Source organism: Methanothrix sp., from assembly GCF_016706325.1.
Classification (GTDB): Archaea; Halobacteriota; Methanosarcinia; order Methanotrichales; family Methanotrichaceae; genus Methanothrix.
The window spans coordinates 1,431,228-1,450,043 of sequence record NZ_JADJJX010000001.1 but is presented as its reverse complement, the minus strand read 5'-3'; the positions used below and the strand labels follow the sequence as shown (position 1 = coordinate 1,450,043).

Genomic DNA, 18,816 nt, shown 5'->3' with positions numbered 1-18,816 from the left:
GCGATAAGCAGCACTGCTGTGCAATCCCTGGGGGATTGATTTGGGGGAGTCTCTGATCCCTTATGTCCTTTCCGATCCCTCCTGTCCTTCCGATCCCTTATGTCTTCTTGGATTCTCTGCCAAATTGTGCGGGCGATATACTGCAGAGAATCCGTGCCTTGGTCTCTCTGTGGTGATGCCCGTGCATTCTGATCTCACCACAGAGGGCCGCGGGCACAGGGAGGAGAGGAGCAGCCGTCCCAGATGGGAAACGGCCCCTTCAGGGAGGGATCAGCTTGAATATCTTTGCCGTCTCATTCGCCGGCCCCATCTCACTGGAAGTGAGGACATAGATCTCGCCCTCATCATCCTGCCCGAAGCCGCGGATGAAGGCGCCGATCCGGCCGCCGGGGCGGCCAGCTACCACCAGCTCTTCCCACATCCACAATCCCTCTGCTGAGGGGGTGGCTACGAGCAGTGTCCCATTTCCCTTCCCAAAGTCATTGGACCAGTCGGCGAAGATATACTCCCCTTCCAGTTCGGGCATGGCTGTGCCGCGGTAGATATAACCCCCAACCACCACTGTGCCCAGGTCATGCCCATACTCGATGACCGGATCGATCAGCGGCTCGCCTCGAGGCCCTTTCTCCGGGCAGCTGGAGGGCGATTCAGCAGGGCTCTGGGGATCAAAGCAATGAGTGCCCTCACGGATGCGCCAGCCATAATTGCCCCCCCGGACTACAAGATCAACCTCCTCCCAGAGGTCCTGCCCGGCATCAGAGACGAACAAATCATGCTCCCCTCCTCTGTCGAAGCTCATCGCCCAGGGATTCCTGAATCCCAATGCCCAGATCTCGGGGAGAGTATCCTCATCCTCCCGGAAAGGATTGTCTGATGGAATACCATAAGGCAGGCCGTCATCCTGGTGGTCCACATCTATGCGCAGGATCTTGCCCAGGAAGGTCTGGGTATTCTGGCCATTGCCCTCCGGTGCATGCCCCATTCCCGTATCGTCTGCTCCGCCGCCATCGCCCAGGGGTATATAGAGATACCCATCCGGGCCGAAGGCAATGCCGCCCCCGTTGTGGTTCCCTTGAGGCTTATCAACCTCAATCAGGACCCTCTCGGAGCTCATGTCCACCTTATCTGGGTCCTCCTGGGAGACTCTGAACTCGGATATGCGATTGGTGCAATCCCAGCCCTCCGGTGCACTCTCTCTTGGGGGTGCACTGTACATGACAAAGAGCCGTCCATTTTCAGAGAATTGAGGGTGGAAGGAGAGGCTCAGAAGGCCGCGTTCATCATATCTGGAGGAGATTGGAACCATTCTGCCGCCAATGTCAAAAAAGGGCTCCTTGAGAATTGTGCCATCGGCCTGCATCACCCTTATCAGTCCGGTCTGCTCAACGATGAACATCCTCCCATCTCCTGCGCTCACAAATCCCATAGGCGCCACCAGTCCCTCTGCTATCAGCTCCAGGCCGACCACTGGCTTAAGGGAGGACTCCCCCGCCTCCACCGTTCTATCCGTTGTATCTATGTCTGCTGATAATCCCGCGGGCAATAACAGGATCATTGCCATGATGATCAGCCTGAATTTATCGATCATATATCTCACATCCTCAGGGATCGCCTCATGCCCCCTGTGAAAGCCCTCCTGATTTAGATCTCACACCCCCTTACAGGGCTGCTAACACAGATAAGGCGGAGCAGTTGGGCCAGGCCTTTGGAGGCTATTTCCCCTCTCTATTCAGCCCCTTCAGCCCCCTCCGCATCTGCGACGCTGATCACATAATCGATGTCAATCAGATATCGCACTCCTCCCTTCTGCTCGATCATCAGAGTGGAATCATTGAAATCAGCAAGTTTTCCAGCTATTGGATGAAACCCGCCTCCCTCCACGAGCACCCTTATCTCTTTTCCTTTCCTGCCTTCAAGAAAATTTCTCACTATATCACAGCATTCCATATCTATCGTCCTCCTGAAAGAGTTCATGCCTACGATCTATTGCCCATCAGCATCAGGCCCTCTTAACGCTCAGCCTTCTGATCAATTCCTCGACCCCTCAACCCCATCCGGGCTCTTGTCCTGAGAGGATGCCCATCTATCACCGGGTCCTCCCGCCGCCTGTTGACTGCTGCATCACTGGCTCGGTATCAAAGCCATGCCTTTTGATGTAGTCCGCTCTTTTCATCTCCTGCATGCTTTCATCCACATGCAGCTTTGTGGCTTGATCAGCCAGCAGCCTCTCTCCAGTGGGCATGACAGCAGGGTTGATACATACATCCTCGCAGCAGACAGACCATCCGCCCTCCGCTTCCTCTATTTTGAAAGGTTTTCCACATCCCAGACAGATTCCAATCGCCCTCTTGCCCCTGTTCCGTTATGTCCTCGATCGTCATGTCCCCGATCGTCATGTCCCCGATCGTCATGTCCCCGATCGTCATGTCCCCGATCGTCATGTCCCCGATCGTCATGTCCCCGATCGTCATGTCCCCGGTCGTCGTATAGTTCTGCAGCCAAAGCTAGTCGATCTTCACCTTTACCCCGGGCTGAAATGGCTTTTTATACGGCACATTGACTGTAAGAAGTCCATTCGCATAACTGGCGATGGCCTTCTCGGGCTCTACTGGGAAGATCAGAGAGTAAGAGGCCATATATTTGGTGCCCTCCCCCCTGGCCACCACATAGAATCCGTCTTCATAGAAATGCAGATTGATGTTCTCCTTATCCACGCCTGGAATCTCGATCTGGATGTTCATCGTCTCAAGGTTCTCATCACTGAAGAGACAAACCTGTGGAGCTATTACCTTCTCGGTCATGAATTCGCCCTCTCAATAAATGCTCAATCGATTTTCACTTCTTTGCCAGTTCTCTTTAATTTTTTATCCAGTTCTATCGTCAGAATTCCATTTTTATAGGATGCTTTGGTGCTGTCTACGTCAACCGTCTCATCAAGATCGATAAATTTATAGAACTTTTTTTCATCATTGGTCTGGATCTCAATGCTATCCTCTGCCACATTCAGCTTAACCTCATCCTTATCCACACCGGGCAGCTCAACAAATATCTTAAACTTGTCCTTCTCAGACATCACATCCACCAATGGCTCTCGCCCCTGGCTGGGCAGGATTCCCCGGCTGGAAGGGCGGATGTTGCCGAACTCCTGAAATACAGGCTCCTTTCCCGGCTCGGCGGTATAGCTGAATCCATAGACAAAGGGACCGTACCTGCGGATTGTACCGGTCGGTGTCTCCTCCTCTCGAACCAGATCTTTGAACTCAGAGGGCGTAGACTCCTCAAACCTCTTGATCATGGCCTTGAATGGATCCTGCAGCCAGTCCTCTGGGTCTCTGTCCCATCCAAATGGGTTGCCTTTCAAAAAATTCTCAAATATATCAAATATCGATGGTCGTCTTGTTGGCATATCTATCTCACCTTTCTAAATTGATGCTGCGCAATGGCGGCCTTCAAAGACGGTTTTATCCAGCCAAGAACGGCCCTTAGCTCTCAGGGCCTTATAGGCCGTCTATGGCCTCCGTCCTATTTGAATTGATATGGCACAAGCCGGGAAATGACTGGAACAAAGCGTGAATTCTGGATTCAACTGAAAGCCCTGGCCACATAGAGAGCTATATGCTAGGGACAAGAATATCTATCTTTAGATGCTATCAAATTGATGGTGATGATAGCATGGACGAGACTGATCGGACGAGAATCAGCGATGCTGCCCTGTCCATGGATCAGGGCGAGAGGATCCTGCTCTACGAGGTGATGAAAAAGAAGGTTGGCCTGATCACCCTCATCAGCATCTTCATCCCCGGTGGCGGTCAGATATATCAAGGGTCATATTTAAAAGGCATCCTGATCCTGCTCCTCGCCTGGCTCATCCTTCCCTGGCTGTATGGCATATACGATGCCCATACGGGAGCGAGCAGATTCAACCGGGAGCTTCTGAAGCTGATCTATCCTGAGAGCATGCCAACCAGGGCAGATTCATTGAGGGTTGCTGTGGGGGAGTAGGTCCGGCGGCAGCGGATATTCCCCTTTTATCCATCCACCCGCTTGAAGTCGATGAACCCGAGGCTCACATCCACTGAGACCAGCTCCACAGTGATCTCATCTCCCACATCGATCCCTTTTCTTCCGCTCTTCAGCATCCCTTCCACTGGAATCTCCAGCAGCCGCACCCAGGTGCCCTTCTCTGCTGAGCCGGTGACCATGGCGGAGAACCTCTCTCCGATCCGGGGCTCCAGCAGAAGGGCGGCAGCGGACTTGCTCACCTGCCTCTCCACCTTGACCACAGTATCCTCTTTTCTGGTGCAGTGATCGGCCAGGCGGTCCAGCTCATCCATCTTGTAGGGCAGGGGCCTCCTCTCAATGGCCGCCTTGAGCAGCCTCTGGGTGATAAGATCGGGGTAGCGGCGGTTGGGGGCGGTGGAATGGGCATAGTCCTTGACCGCCAGGCCGAAGTGGCCGGTGGGCTCCTCTCCGGGCCGTTCAGCCACGTACTCGCCATTTCCCAGCAGCTTGATTATCGCCAGGGAGAGATCGGGAAATCTGAGAGGATCTTTCTTTTTCATCATGTTCAGGAATATCTCCAGCTTTCTGGAGCTGGGGTTAGGGGGGAGCTTGAAGGCGTTCTGGGCGGCGATCTGGACGATCCTGTCCCACCTCTTCGGGACCCTCACCACTCTGCGAATGGAGGGGAAGTCTCGTTCAGTCAGGTAGCGGACGGTCACTCCATTGGCAGCGATCATGAAGTCCTCGATGATCTGTTTGGCCCGGTTGGTCTCCTCCACCAGAAGGTCGCAGATCCTCTCCCCCTTGAAGACCGGCCGGGCCTCAATGGTCTCCAGGCTGAGGGCTCCCCCCTCATGGCGGAGGCTCTTCATGCTCTGGGCCACCCTATCCTGAAGGAGCAGGTTCTCAGCCAGCCCGGCCACTGCGCCCACTGCATCCGGCATGGGCCCCGATCCCTCCAGCCAGGCGGCCACGCTGTTGTAGGCCAGCTTGGCGTGGTTGTGCACCACTGCCCGGTAGACGTCCGAGTCCACCAGAGAGCCGTCTGGGGCGATGCTCATGTCCACCACCACTGCCAGGCGGTCCTGGCCGGGGTTCAGGGAGGTGAGGTTGGTGGAGAGCTTCAGGGGGAGCATGGGGAAGATCTGGGCGGCGGTGTAGACGGTGGTGGTGTTGGCCTGGGCGTCCCGGTCGATGGCCGAGCCCTTATGGACCAGGCTGTCCACATCAGCCACAGCCACTCTGATCCTGGCCTTCCCCTCGGGGAGGGGCTCGGCCACAGTGAGTTGATCCAGATCCTCAGAGTCATCATTATCTATGGAGGCCCAGAGCAGGCCTCTCAGGTCGCGGATATGGGAGGCGCCGTCAATTGAGGCCGGGCCCTTGATCCGGGCCAGCTCAGAGAGGCATTCGGGCGAGAAGTCGGTCTGAAGGCCCCGCATAAGCATTATTCCTCTGGCCACCTTCTGCAGGACAGTCCTGTTCTGAGCCTCAGGCCTCTTCCCTGGGGCGTTCATGAATTATCCTCCTCTTCACCGGATCTCATGATCCTTCTCAGAGGGACTAATGATATAAATGATTCCTGCTCGATTGCCGTTGCCATCCCGCTACAGATTCGCCGGCCTTCAGGGCCGGCTGTATATCGAACAACAGCCCGATCCTCTGCATATATCCCTCCCTCTCCCCGCCTCACACTCCGCCCAGGTCACATTCTGCACAATTGCTCCATGATCGACAGCCTGCAGCACAGGAGCTATACCCGGACCTCATCCGATGGGAGATTTAGGTGGATTCGAGCTGTTCACTCCTCTGGATGGGCCAGCCTGCTGCGAGGCTCAAAGGAGGCGGGCATGGTGGATAGTGCCCTTGGGAATGGAAAATACAGATTATTGATTATGATTTAATGTTCGACTTGATTGCTTTTCAGCCTTCAACAGACCGGAAGAGCTTTGCATAACCGAGAGATCTGTGACGCAGATAACCTATTCAAATGTAAGTTTTAACCAAATTCTACATTCTTTTAGGTTGAAACGCCCTAGATATATGGTTTTGCGGCGGCCATTAGAAGAGCTCTTGCTTTTCACGACAATATCGCTCAAGTGCGCTCCATTCAAATGAGGATTCTCTGAACTGAGCTTATCAAAAGGTTAATTCGCCAACACAGGTCTTGAAGGCTCTCAACCAGGTGCCGCTTTCGTGTGCCTTTCTCTGAGGGCTGCGCTCATGCTACATCTAAGAATCAAGGCTTTGAACCTCGTTTGTCGGTTACTAAATTTCATATTGTATATATAAATAATTATATAAATAATATCTTATAACAAGTTCTAATCGAAAATTTGAGAAGATGATCGAACATTTTTTGATCCGGAAAATTTATCAAGCTTAATTGGATCTCTGTTATGATAAGCCTCACAGGGCACACGTGTATCATAATATAAATGCGCTGTGACGAGATGTGCCCTATCGACATCATGTAATATGGAATAGCATCTTGTGGAGATGACAGGGGGGCGTGCGATGCGATTATGGGTGGAAAGCACATGAGAGATGCACACTATGAGTGGAGATGTAAAGCAATAACGCCCATCTGGACTGGGGATGCCTACCAGAAGAATGGTCGTATGATACCTAGCGGACTACTCGGTTCAGTTAGGTGGTGGTTCGAGGTGCTGGTGCGTGGCATGGGTGGCCCGGCTTGTGACCCTACTGACCCTGACAGTCGATGCCCGGATAAGCATGGGAATCGGTGTGTTGTTTGCGAACTTTTTGGGTGCACAGGATGGGCGCGGAGGTTGCAGTTCAAAATAGTGGACAGTAATGGTCAGCCAGTTCAAGCTGCAATAGTGAAAGACCAAGAATTCGTATTTCATTTCACACCCTTGCGACCCATCCTAGATGAAGAGTGGGCGTTACTCGATCTTACGCTTAGACTTATAGCCGATTATGGTGCTATCGGCGGACGAACTGTATTCAAGCCTTCTGATGAAAGACGCAGGGAGAACATGCCACAACATAAGGACTATGGCCTAATTGAGATCACGAGTTGGCCAGACATAAAGGTCGAAGAAAGACAACTTCGTTCCTACCTCAAACAGAGCCATTGGCGCAATATGGATCATGGGGACTATGCCTGGGCGTCGCTAGATAATTTTTGGTGCGCAAATGGAAAGCATCTTGCACGTCAGAATAAAGATGATAGCAACTTCAACAGAGTGCTTGGGCGCGATGAGCGCAAGACCTGCAAAATTTGTGGAGACATTCATGATCCCCCGAATAAGTGCCCAAAAAACAATAGATATCCCCATCGACACAGTGAAAACCTAATAAATAAAAATCGAACTAATCAATGGATTGCTGGTGACAAGCAGGAGAGCAAGAAGGTCTTCAGTTTTAGGCATCCGCAGCGTACCTTTGGTTTTGTCAACCCAGAGGTCATCGATTTCAGTGAGATGAAAAAACGGTTGAGGAAGGCATGGCCTGACCTCAAAGACGATGAATTCCATCAGGGTTCTGATTTATTAAATGACCTTATCCGATCGCCAGGAGGTGCCCCATGAAGTTCGATTATTATGCAGAGCTTTCCTTTCTGCCAGCTTGCCCTACGGATCTAAAATCGCCTACAGGTCTTATCTCGGGCGGTGGGTACACTACATGGGCAGCACGGGGCGATGACGAAAAAAACCAAGCTCGGCAGTGCTACATAAAAAATGCAAAGCAGCTTTCTGCGCCCCAACTTCCTGAAGAACTCAAGCTTGATGTATGTTTATCCTCTCTGCCTGATTCAATGTGGATTGGATTCCAGATCGGCTTTGAACTCCAATATCCTTGGTATTCTAAGGATGACAAACCGTTTCACGTCCTCGATAATCCTGTGCGCAAAGACCGAGTCTTCGGCGTGCCATATATGTCAGCAGCGAGCTGGAAGGGGCTCTTGCGTTGGGCTTGTCGCATGCGGTCAGGATTGATTGGACATCTTAAGGATCATAGTGGCAAGATGGATGGTTGGCGCGACGATCCGTGGATCGTATACCTTTTCGGTAATGAGAAGATAGAAAAGAGAGAGTTTCAGCAGGGTGCAGTTGCATTCTATCCAACATGGTTTAAAAAGATCGGTTTTGAGGTGATCAATCCCCATAGCCGTGCTAGGCGTGCCGGAACGCAGCCTATCTACTACGAAGTTGTTCCTGCTAAAACCAAGGCCCTCCTTAATCTGCTCTATGCACCTCTCCCTGGCGCAGCCGCACGTGATGAAGTGGATTCCAGCAAGGGGTTATGCAACCTTCTCGACGCTACAGAAACGCTGCTAACATCCTACGGTATCTCTGCAAAACGAACCACAAGCTGGGGCACAGCGAAGATCGAAAGCTGGCAGGCTTTTAGCAAAGGTCGGACCCCAATTAAAGAAAGCTCACTTCTCAATTTCAAAGATAAAGTTCAGTCCTGGATGACTTCCGAGGTGAAGGCCCATGAGTAAATTTGAGCCTGCTGAAAAACTTCGTAATCATCGGCCGCTTCTTTTGGCCGTTGAAGCCATAGGATGGCTGCATATGGCAGGAAAGGCCAAGGCAGATTTCCTTCGAGGACAGGGGGGACAGTCCAATGGATACAGATACGAAACCTGGTTCGAGTATGAGAACCCGCCATTTCCCGGGTCAGATCTGCTTGGATGGGTGAATAGCCAGTATCCTCGTTATAACGAGGCTTGGCCCGACTTCGTGACTAAACATGCTGCATCCTCTGGTCTAGGCATCTTAGGGCTTCTACAGGCCGGACATGCTATGGCCTCTGGCATCGAGAAAAATCTACCAAAAGCCACCTCTGAATATCTCAAACAAGACATAACCCATACATGGCTGTCCTCTGCATTTGGCTATCCCGTGCGAAACCTACTTTTTGACCCACCGACAGTCTTAACGGACACTGGCTGGGGAGAACTCGTAGCGGAGATCCACAAAATTTTGGATGATCTCAGGAATCTTGGCACAGCCAACACTAAGGAGAAAGATAGCTGGTGGCAGTGGCGAGAACAAGCAATCGGTCAGAGGAGCCTCCTCCGTCAAGCTTTCACGTCGACTGTTGCTGAGACGCGACTGCCAAACAACGATGTGACGTTGTGGGATCAGTCCTATGTTGCAGCAGCTCTGTTCAAGAGTGCCATGGCTGGTGCAATACTTGACGACAACTTTAATTGGACAGACAATAAAGTCAAACAGAACACACGCTGGCGACTGCTTACCGTCGGGATTGGCACCGAGCATTATGAGTCGCGCGCGGTGAAGATCGGTGATTGGAAAGGGGCTCAGCAGACGTTCGAGGATTTCTTCTTGGTGATTAGAAAGCTAGTGGAGGTCGATTTAGCCTGTGGCTCGCTCCTTTACAGGGATAGAGAGGTCGCAGTGTTCTCATTTCCTGGAGAGCAGGAAGGAGCAGGAACAGATCCCTCGATGCAATCATGGATCGATTACTTCACAGAGCAGGCTACTGAAATTGCACGGGATTTAAAGCTAGAGACACCTCCGTATTGCAGAATAAGCAAACCAAGCCGATCCTTGATCCTGCTAACGAGTGAATCCGAAGAAGCCCGTCAGATTCTGGAGGTTCCTATTCACCGATTCTGGGAAATTCCGGGCGAGGAGAGCACAGGAGGGCATGTTTGTCCTGTGTGTTTTGTTCGACTAAACGAAGGATACCGTGACAAGCAGAAGCCATGCTCTGTATGTTACGAACGCAGGCGTCACCGCCTCGATGCTTGGCTTAAGGGGAATTTAGAGAACGATAGTATCTGGATCGATGAGATCGTGGATACCAACGATCGGGCTGCTCTCCTCACATTCAGCCTCGATATTAAGCCCTGGCTGAATGGAACACGGATAGATTCATTTCGTACACAGTCCATCCAGGAATGGCGGCGGCACAACCCTAAGCTAAAAAGTATGATCAATCCGATTGATCTTCTTGATCCATATAACAGCCTATTTGGATATGTCCGTGGAAAGCTTGACCGACCTGGTCGATATGAAAAAGATGACTTGGTGCTTAGCAGTCTGCAAGAGGGCTTCAAATATGAGCCAGACTGGTCTTCATTCTTCAGAAAGATAGTTGAGGACCGTGCCGATGCACCGTCATGGGACAAGCTCGACAAGCTTCCGCGTGAGCGTGCGAGTTGGCTTGTCCACCAGCTCTTTCGTAAGTTGGCATCACCAGGGCGAGTCTATCGTTTCTGGCGTCAGACGGAGGAGTTCTTCCAAGGTCGCCTGCAAGATTTCTGTGAGATCTGCTCTAGCGATCCCAACCGCTGGCGTGTGCGGCGGTTGAAACTCAAGCCGGATCTATCCACCTCCTCAGGCTGGGAAAAACATGAAACCTATAGTGCACGCTGGCGAGATGCTCCGTTGGAGTTGCTCTATGACAAAGAAGAATTCCTTACGATCTGTAACCTCGCTCGCTTGCTTGGTCCAGAAGAGACGAAGGACGTGCTTAAGGACGAGGACCTCAAACTGCGAGACGAAAAAGGACATGAACGATCTCTGAAGATCATGGATGTGATGGATGACGTTGGCGCTCTTGGTATCTACTATCCGATCATCCCTCTGGAACTTTCGCCCTTTCGATTTCGAGTTTTAGTGCCGCTGGAAGCGGTATCGGAATGTGTAAAATGCACCATCGAGGCATGGGAAGAAGAATTTGGCAGCGTTTGGGACAGGCTGCCATTACGCATAGGCATCGTGGCCTTTCCTCGCATGATGCCGTTTCAGGCCATCATTGAGGCTGCGAGAAAACTTGAGAAAGGACTTCAGGAAAGAAGCGAGAAATCAGAGATCTGTTGTGTGGCCGAATCTGCAGCTCGCGACGGTATGTCCATTTTGCGTCTGATTCGCAAGGACGGAGAACAGGAGATCAAAGCAGTTTCCGCTCGCTTGCCAGACGGACGGAAGGACGTGTTTTACCCCTATCTGGCAATCGAGGACCAGTTCATTCGCTTCTCTCATGACTTCCAGCACCCGGCCAGCGGCCAGGTCTATCGTCATGTAAAACAATTGCATGCATGAGGCGGCGTGAAGTTCTATCCATCAGTCGTTGCATCTCTCTTTCTAGAGACCACTGCAGCTAGGTTTGATCCAATAGAAATCCATTACTTGGCCGAATGGAAAGCGATGCAGGAGGTATGGGAAATCATCAAACGTATCTCTCCCAGTCAGACTGCACTCAGGGGATTTTGGAGCGAGATAGAGGCCTGTCGGGTGGCGTGGCAGAATCCTGATGGGTCTTGGATCGAAGGCGGAGAGCGTGACTGGATTGAGCTGGCTAAAGTAGGGCTGGCCAATCGACTAATGGCTCATGGTGCATCACTTGATGTGCTTGCGGATGCATTGCGGACTGGCCTGTTTGGAATGGCTCTGGAATGGCATCTACGAGTACTTAAGAAGAGTATAGGAGGGAAATTATGAGTGATGGTTTTGAGTGTTTCAAGCATGTCGGGCTTGCTCTGGACCCAATTCATGTAGGTACAGGCGGGGCTCGACTGGGGCGCGTTGATTTGAGCATAGTCCGGGATCCAGTGACAAAGATCCCAAAGATTCCAGGGTCAAGCCTGGCCGGAGTCCACCGTGCTTATGTGGCAATGGCCGAGAAAAAGTACCCTGGTTGTGCAGGTCAGGGGCAGCCAGATACTTCTGGAGCAGGAGGGCATTGCTGCGATCCAAAATGCCCTGTTTGCACAGTCTTCGGCTTTGCCAAGGGGAAAGATTCGACCACTGGATTTACTGGGCTGGCAGCATTCAGTGATGTTCACATTCAGCTCTTTCCAGTGGCAACTCGGGAAGGGCCATTGTGGGTGACCTCTCCAGAACAGCTTCGAATTGCGGGATTGTCAATCCCAGAGGATGCAAATGCAGATGCAGTCTATCGCAAAAGTACCTCCAGCCAACCGTTGAACTTGGGATGGTTGTTGCTTCCGGTCAAGGCACTATCTGAACATTCCTGCATTAGGGATGAGCTTAATAAACTTGGTGTACCGAAACATATTCTCGATCGGTTTGGGGTAGTCCCAGACAGACTCTTCAGCCATGTGGTCAATAGCAACCTAGAGGTGCGTACATCTGTTTCAATCAATCCTGAAACAGGTGCAGCCGAAGAAGGTGCGTTATTCACCTATGAAGCTCTTCCCCGTGCTACATTGCTCTTCTGGGAGGTCACCTGTAAGAATCCAAAACACTTTAAGATCGGCAATAAGGATATCGAGGCCGCTAATAATAAGGACAAAGTTCACAGTTTGGTGAAGAAGGCTTACCCATATCTTGAACATCTGGGCATCGGTGGCATGGGAACTAGAGGGATGGGACGGCTGAGAGTTCTAGAGCCAAACGCATCATCCAATCACTCATCAGAGATTGAGCAGAGCGACAAAGATAAATCACAGGAGGCAAGGCATTGATGGAAAACTTGGACCTTTGTTGCGCCAAGTTTGGGCGAAAGCTTTCTGCCATAGATGGGGTCGATGAGGAACTCCTGCAAGACTCATTGTCCGTCCTTGAGGAACAGGGTTTGTATGCCTTCTTTCTTTATCTTAAGGCGCATGGAAAAGAGCCGGGCAAGAAAGTAATGGATGAGTGTTATAAATTCTTTATTGACAATCCAGTGATGGGTCAGAAATTTCAGGTCTCAACAAACAATGTCTTTGATGCTGTGCTCGAACTGGGCCAAAGCATTAATGACCTAATCTTTGCACGAGAGCTGTTGATACAATCGCTGATCTATGCCCGTTATCATTCTAAGGCGAAAGGACGCTCGGTGAGCAAGACATGACTTGGTCATTATTCCGATGGGTATGGCGTCTCGAAGCACCTCTGCATGTGGGTATACCACCTGCTGGAAGCCTGGATCGCTGCCGTTTGTACCTGCCAGCGCGAAATCTCTGGGCGGCACTCACAGCGGCATTGGCGCGGCAAGAAATGGGCGATACACCTAAAAACCATAATAAATACCAGGAAATCGGAAAAGAGCTACAGAGGTCTTACCGCTTTAGCTATCTTTATCCTTCTGAGCGATGTGATGGAGAGTGGAGGGCGTGGCTGCCATTCTTTGCAAAGGGGAACCTCTACTGGCGAAAAGAAGCCAAATTTGATATTACGCTACATAGTGCCTTTCGAGGCCGATTGCTCGATTCTCGTCCAGGTACTGCCATCGATCCATGTACTGATTCTGCTGCTGAAAAGTCGCTGCACGAGACTGAGGTCGTCAATTCATGGTGGAGGGGATCTCAGGGGAGCAAGGCCGGGCCTGTGGCCATGATAGGCTATCTCTTCTGCAGAAAACACAGTACTTATAGCGATCTTCGAGAAGTTAATCTGCTGTACATAGGAGGAGATACCCGATACGGTCTCGGAAAGCTGGTGCGAGTTGAGATGGAAAAAGCCGAGCACTTTTTTGAATATGATGTGCAACCTGACCAGGATGATCCGAAAGTATTTTCAAATGTAGTTCTTGCTCACACTAAAGCCGATACAAAAAACGATTTAATTTGCGGAGCACTGGAGAGGTTAGGTGGCTGGAATATGGGAACGCCCATATCTATGGCTGATACACCCTTCTGGATACCTGGATCCAGGCTACCAGCGAGAAGTGGCATAAAATCCTGGACAACGGAACATGGAAGACATTATTATAGTAATCAACGGGCTGCATTAAAGCGTTGAAAAGTGAATGATTTATATGCCGATATCTAAGGAGAAAGGAATTTTTTCATATTTAATAGCTAATAAATTCACTTACCATAAACGATGATTATTAATACCTATATGTCTTCAATGGCTGCAATAATGATTTACGTCCCCAGGAAGGTGTGGCGATGACCAGAAGAGAGCCGAGATATGGTGATAAAAATACATGGATGTGTTTTTTTTTAGTATGCGCTCTGGCAGCACCGGCAGCTGGAATCTCAGTTAGCTGCTCCACTTCAGCGGGAGGAGAGACAGTAGGCTCACAGGAGAGCTTTTCCCTGAACGGCTCCACATCGCTCCAAGAGAGCCTGCTCCTGGGCTCGGGCAGCATCTCCGCCCACCGCCAGTCAGAGGGGAAGGGAAATAACAGCCTCAAACAGTCGCTCACCTTGCCGGGAAGGATACTGCAAAATGATATCAATAGCCAGGGGGAGTTCGCCTCTTCCACCACTTCTGCTGTCTCCGGCCAGTGGGCCAGCATCCACCAGAGAGCAGCCGGCACGGGGAGCATGAACCTTGAGCTTCGCGGCAGGAAGGGGGATACAGATGCTGGCCAGGAGGCGAGCGTCTCCAGCGGCACCCTGAGAAGCTCCCAGAGCCTCTCTGCTGCTGAAGGGATATCAGCCAGCCAGAGCACAGAGATTCAAGGCCTGGAAGGAGGCGTGCTGGCGGGAGCTTTAGGAAGTGATAATGTAATGGTAGCCAAGGGAAGCTTCGAGGGCCTTGGAAGCATGAAAGCCGATCTTGGCGCAACCACCCAGGATCAAGCTTCCATTACGGGCACCGCTTCTATTGATGGAGCGCCTTTGCTGAGTGGTCACACCTTCAGAGCCTTATCACTGAATGATGAGGGGCGGGGTGTGGGAATATCTGGCCTCCGAATGGTAGATGGTGGCCTGGGCAACTTTGATGTCAGCGTCATCAGTTCCGATTTGAATGACGCAAGTGGCAGGCCTTATGCCTCCAAAGAGTACAACCCCATTGCATCATCGGGTGGATCATCCTCGTCTTATGTCCTGACCGGATTTCGTTGGAATCAAGAGAATCCCAATATTCAGCTGTATCTGAATCCAACCGATATTCCTCCGGGCATAAAAGCGGAATCTGCTCGAGATGCCATATCGGCAGCGGCCAATACATGGGATGACGCCGTCCACAAGAACCTCTTCACGGATAAGTCCACTGTGATAATCGACTATAGCAAAGAGGTGCCAAATCCCTTCTCAGGCGACTACCGGGCCGATGGTATTAATACGAATGGCTTTAGGAATTTTGGAAACAATTATCTTGCCGTATCGATCTTCTGGACCGATTTAAAGAAAGAAGATGGTTATTATTCCACCATCGAATCCGATATCCTATATAATTTGGATTTTAAATGGACCGACGACCTGAAGCAGGCAGAGAGCAGCGGCAGACTGGACCTACAGAGCGTTGCCATTCATGAGCTGGGACATGCCATCGGCTTGGACGATCTCTACACACTGGATAACAGCGATGCACGCAAATATGACTTTGACCAAGTAATGAACCTATACAACGGCCCGCAAAGGACGCTGGGAAATGGGGATAAGGCTGGAGCACAGGTGCTGTATGGTATGCCTACAGCAACAGAAAACATATCAAAAAAGATAGCTCTCCAAGTCGCTAATGGCCAATATCTCTGTGCAGAGAACGGAGGCGGTAGCTTTTTGGTGGCTAATCGAGATTTGATTCAGGCGTGGGAAACATTTGGCTTAATCGATCTGGGAGAAAATAAAGTAGCTCTTCAGGCTATTAATGGCCAATATGTATGTGCAGAGAATGGGGGGAATAGTAATTTGGTAGCCAACCGAGATTGGATTCTTGCATGGGAAACATTTGGCTTAATCGATCTGGGAGAAAATAAAGTAGCTCTTCAGGCTATTAATGGCAAATATGTCTGTGCAGAAAACGGTGGCGGCAGCGATCTGGTGGCTAACCGAGATTGGATTTTGAAATGGGAGACATTCGGGATTCAGGCCGTGAACCTCTAATGAGAATTCCGATTAACTTAACGGCAATGGCCCCATAACGAACAACGCCAAGATACCACGAGTTTTGCTGTTCATGCCGATTACGAAGAACTGGACTGCAAGCATGCTATAGAGATAACTCCTGTCCATCCTAAAAACGGTCGCTGGGATCCAAAACAGTTAATTGTGAGCATGGTGACCAGTCAATGTGGTTTTTCCTGCATTTTAGATCATCGGGATCATCTTGAATGTTTCCCAGCTTGAAATCCAATTACGATTGGCCACGACAGCATTCCCCCCACCGCCTTCGGCGCAGACATACTGACCATTGTAGGCCTGCAAAGCCACATTACCATTTCCTCTATAAATTAGCCTGAATGTCTCCCAGCCAGCTATAGCATTGCGGTTTGCTACAATCTCCCGGCCACCGCTACCTTCTGCACAAAGATACTGGCCGTTATAGGCCTGTAGAGCTATATTGCCATTTCCACGGTCAATGAGGTTGAAGGTCTCCCAACCTAATGCAGCCTTACGGTTAGCTACTACCCCATCACCGCCACCACCTTCAGCACAGAGATATTGGCCGTTATAGGCTTGTAGTGCTACTTTTGCTGGTCTTCGGAGGTCCACAACCCGGAACGTTTCCCAGGCATCAATCCAGTTGCGGTTAGCTACTAATCCATCACCGCCACCACCTTCAGCACAGAGATACTGGCCATTGGCGGCCTGGAGAGCTACATTGCCATTTCCCAGATCGATTAGCTTAAAAGTCTCCCAGCCTAATACGGCGTCGCGGTTTGCCACAATACCATCTCCGCCTCCGCCTTCAGCACAAAGATATTGGCCATTGGCAGCCTGGAGAGCTACATTGCCATTTCCCAGATCGATGATTTTAAAACTCCCCCAACCATCCACTGAGATGCAATTAGCCTGGACCACCCCTCCGCCACCGTTTTCTGCGCAGACAAACTGGCCATTGGCGGTCTCAAGAGCAATTGACAATTCTTCCCTTTCCGATCCCAGTTTGACCACCCATATATCACCAAATCCATGATTTCCGCTTACATCTCCATCATTGGAATTTGTAAATCCTACAATGATATATTTATCATCACTTGTCAGTCCAACGCCATGTGCGATATCGGCAACCATGCCACCTAGAGCCTTTTGCCACTCGATATTTCCGACATCATCAAGTTTTGCTATCCAGAAATCTGGAAAGATATAATATGGTGCAACATGCGAGCCATTCACATCACCGTCATCTGAATAGGTATCACCAGCGATGATATATCCGCCATCACCCGTCTGCTCAATACTATAGGCTTCATCGGTGCGACTGCCGCCAAGGCTTCTTTGCCATTGGATAACACCAACGCTATTGAGTTTTACTACCCAAGAGTCAGAGGCACCGTGATTCTCAATTACATCTCCATCATCAGAAAAGGTATTGCCACAAAAGATATATCCACCATCAGCTGTCTGCTGACCGCTATATCCCCAATCATAGTCGCTTCCTCCTAGGCACTTTTGCCATTGAATAGCGCCATCACTGTTAAGCTTTACCACCCAGAAATCCGGATTGCGTGAGCCGGGATTGTGTTTGCCTGTTACATCGCCATCATGTGAGTATGTCGTCCCTGTGACAATAAAGCCACCATCAACTGTCATTCGTATGCTTTCCGCAGTATCATCGTCACTGCCTCCAAGGCATTTTTGCCATTGTATTGCGCCGTTCCTGCTTAGTTTGACTATCCAAATATCTGCCCCGCCATGGAATCCTCCCCCTGCTACATCGCCGTCATTGGATCGGGTCATGCCGGCCACAATATATCCGCCATCATTCGTCTGCTGGACGCTGCGGGCTGAATCGTAATCGCTTCCGCCAAGACACTTATGCCACTGAATAGAACCTGAACCATCGAGCTTCACCACCCAATAATCGAATTCTCCATGAAATCCTCCATCTATAACATCACCATCATTCGAATTGGTATCACCCGCTACAATATAGCCGCCATCATTAGTCTGTTGAATGCTATAAGCAGTTTCGGAACCATTTCCGCCCAAGCATTTTTGCCATTTGATAGCACCAGCACTAGTAAGCTTAGCTATCCAGAAATCAAATTCACCATGGAATCCACTGCCAGCCATATCGCCATCATCGGATCCCGTAGTTCCAGCCACAATGTAATCGCCATCATTCGTCTGCTTGATGCTGTTACCTCGTTCAAAGTCACTCCCACCAAGACATTTTTGCCAAAGTAGCTCCACAGATCCATAAATAGCCCTATATTCAATCCCATCTGTAAAAGAGGCTGAATTGGATAGATCCTCTTGAACATCTTGCTTATAATGCGGCATATCGCCTGTGCTATTATATGATCGGCTCACTGGGTATAGCACATCAAATTGAATGGAAGGGGTTAATAAAATATCTGATTTTATACCATCTGAGTCAATTGGATGGCATTTGGTCATTAAAGCGATTCTCGCATTCGAATAATTGTCTTGTTCGAAATTAACAGGGAATTTCTGCATATAATGGCAAGGTGGGACATCTGATTCAAGTGAGGCCTGAATAGCCAATGCTGATGCTGAGAATACAATAACAAGCACGAAAATTACTTCTAAGGCCCCGACGAATTTCCAAGCAGACATTGTGCTACCTCATTCTTTTTGATAGCTTTGGCCGATTCTGTATTTAAATTTGTTGAGCGCTTTCTTCAAAATTTGAGACCAAGAATAGGATCCTATTTTAACGGCATTCAATTTAATATTTATTGTTTATAATAAATAGGGAGCTAGTTTAGGGCACTGGATCATTGTCCTAAAAGGATGAATGCTTTCACTGCCCATATCAGGCTAGAATTAATGCAAATCGAATGTGAGGTTTTTTATCGGCCACGTATGAGCCCAGTCCTAAGGCTCATGAGGGTCTAGAGTAGGTGGCCGTATCATTATCTATTAAAAATGAAATTAATGAAAATTTCTTTTTGCTCCAAGAAAAGAAAAAGGTGATTCGCGCAAAATAGTGCGCGACCTGAACCGCACAGCTTTCCGATCCACCGTGAGAGGATTCTGCATCTTCTTGCCACCTT

General features: G+C 50.1%; 17 protein-coding genes and 1 pseudogene. 9 read left to right on the top strand and 9 right to left on the bottom strand.

Annotated features, from left to right (window positions below):
• Positions 1-259 precede the first annotated feature (259 nt).
• From IPI63_RS07555 to hsp20, 5 genes are all read right to left on the bottom strand, one after another.
• Complete coding sequence (locus IPI63_RS07555) at positions 260-1,588, bottom strand: sorbosone dehydrogenase family protein (RefSeq protein WP_292477733.1); 1,329 nt, start codon at positions 1,586-1,588, stop codon at positions 260-262.
• Between the two features lie 137 nt (positions 1,589-1,725).
• Positions 1,726-1,947: a hypothetical protein gene (locus IPI63_RS07550; RefSeq protein WP_214065153.1), complete on the bottom strand. Its 222-nt coding sequence runs from the start codon at positions 1,945-1,947 to the stop codon at positions 1,726-1,728.
• Between the two features lie 139 nt (positions 1,948-2,086).
• Positions 2,087-2,242, bottom strand: a complete 156-nt coding sequence (locus IPI63_RS07545) for a hypothetical protein (protein WP_292477731.1) — start codon at positions 2,240-2,242, stop codon at positions 2,087-2,089.
• A 262-nt stretch (positions 2,243-2,504) separates the two neighbouring features.
• Complete coding sequence (locus tag IPI63_RS07540) at positions 2,505-2,801, bottom strand: Hsp20/alpha crystallin family protein (protein WP_214065155.1); 297 nt, start codon at positions 2,799-2,801, stop codon at positions 2,505-2,507.
• A 23-nt stretch (positions 2,802-2,824) separates the two neighbouring features.
• On the bottom strand, positions 2,825-3,361 hold the full coding sequence (hsp20, locus tag IPI63_RS07535) for an archaeal heat shock protein Hsp20 (RefSeq protein WP_292477729.1): 537 nt from the start codon (positions 3,359-3,361) through the stop codon (positions 2,825-2,827).
• Positions 3,362-3,672: 311 nt separating this feature from the next.
• Between hsp20 and IPI63_RS07530 the strand changes: the two genes are divergently transcribed.
• Positions 3,673-4,002 (top strand): hypothetical protein, encoded by a 330-nt coding sequence (locus tag IPI63_RS07530; RefSeq protein WP_214065157.1) that lies wholly within the window; start codon positions 3,673-3,675, stop codon positions 4,000-4,002.
• Between the two features lie 26 nt (positions 4,003-4,028).
• On the opposite strand, the gene IPI63_RS07525 is transcribed toward IPI63_RS07530, so the two are convergent.
• Together IPI63_RS07525 and IPI63_RS07520 are read right to left on the bottom strand one after the other, a co-directional pair.
• A complete protein-coding gene (locus tag IPI63_RS07525) occupies positions 4,029-5,519 on the bottom strand; it encodes an RNB domain-containing ribonuclease (RefSeq protein WP_292477727.1) in 1,491 nt (496 codons plus the stop codon).
• A 485-nt stretch (positions 5,520-6,004) separates the two neighbouring features.
• A pseudogene (locus tag IPI63_RS07520) lies at positions 6,005-6,228 on the bottom strand (transposase); the annotation flags it as partial.
• Positions 6,229-6,527: 299 nt separating this feature from the next.
• Between IPI63_RS07520 and cmr1 the strand changes: the two are divergent.
• The 7 genes from cmr1 to IPI63_RS07485 all read left to right on the top strand — a co-directional run bounded on the left by cmr1 (position 6,528) and on the right by IPI63_RS07485 (position 13,697).
• Positions 6,528-7,559, top strand: a complete 1,032-nt coding sequence (cmr1, locus tag IPI63_RS07515; protein ID WP_366850717.1) for a type III-B CRISPR module RAMP protein Cmr1 — start codon at positions 6,528-6,530, stop codon at positions 7,557-7,559.
• Positions 7,556-8,476: an RAMP superfamily CRISPR-associated protein gene (locus tag IPI63_RS07510; protein ID WP_214065160.1), complete on the top strand. Its 921-nt coding sequence runs from the start codon at positions 7,556-7,558 to the stop codon at positions 8,474-8,476. Before cmr1 ends, IPI63_RS07510 begins: the two co-directional genes overlap by 4 nt.
• Entirely contained in the window at positions 8,469-11,051 is a 2,583-nt protein-coding gene (locus tag IPI63_RS07505; protein ID WP_292477724.1) for a CRISPR-associated protein Csx11, read from the top strand. The genes IPI63_RS07510 and IPI63_RS07505 overlap by 8 nt, the downstream gene beginning before the upstream one ends.
• 6 nt (positions 11,052-11,057) lie before the next feature.
• Complete coding sequence (locus IPI63_RS07500) at positions 11,058-11,450, top strand: hypothetical protein (protein ID WP_292477722.1); 393 nt, start codon at positions 11,058-11,060, stop codon at positions 11,448-11,450.
• On the top strand, positions 11,447-12,436 hold the full coding sequence (gene cmr4 / locus IPI63_RS07495) for a type III-B CRISPR module RAMP protein Cmr4 (protein ID WP_292477720.1): 990 nt from the start codon (positions 11,447-11,449) through the stop codon (positions 12,434-12,436). Before IPI63_RS07500 ends, cmr4 begins: the two co-directional genes overlap by 4 nt.
• Positions 12,436-12,807, top strand: a complete 372-nt coding sequence (locus tag IPI63_RS07490) for a hypothetical protein (RefSeq protein ID WP_292477718.1) — start codon at positions 12,436-12,438, stop codon at positions 12,805-12,807. Before cmr4 ends, IPI63_RS07490 begins: the two co-directional genes overlap by 1 nt.
• 146 nt (positions 12,808-12,953) lie before the next feature.
• A complete protein-coding gene (locus IPI63_RS07485) occupies positions 12,954-13,697 on the top strand; it encodes a hypothetical protein (RefSeq protein WP_292477717.1) in 744 nt (247 codons plus the stop codon).
• 91 nt (positions 13,698-13,788) lie between these two features.
• On the opposite strand, the gene IPI63_RS07480 is transcribed toward IPI63_RS07485, so the two are convergent.
• Positions 13,789-14,232, bottom strand: a complete 444-nt coding sequence (locus IPI63_RS07480) for a hypothetical protein (protein WP_292477715.1) — start codon at positions 14,230-14,232, stop codon at positions 13,789-13,791.
• Here IPI63_RS07480 and IPI63_RS07475 point away from each other — a divergent pair.
• Positions 14,231-15,736, top strand: coding sequence for a matrixin family metalloprotease (locus IPI63_RS07475; RefSeq protein WP_292477714.1), 1,506 nt, complete (start codon positions 14,231-14,233; stop codon positions 15,734-15,736). The genes IPI63_RS07480 and IPI63_RS07475 overlap by 2 nt on opposite strands.
• A 204-nt stretch (positions 15,737-15,940) precedes the next feature.
• Here the strand turns inward: IPI63_RS07475 and IPI63_RS07470 are convergent, their stop codons facing one another.
• Positions 15,941-18,376, bottom strand: coding sequence for a hypothetical protein (locus IPI63_RS07470; RefSeq protein ID WP_292477712.1), 2,436 nt, complete (start codon positions 18,374-18,376; stop codon positions 15,941-15,943).
• Positions 18,377-18,816: the final 440 nt, after the last annotated feature.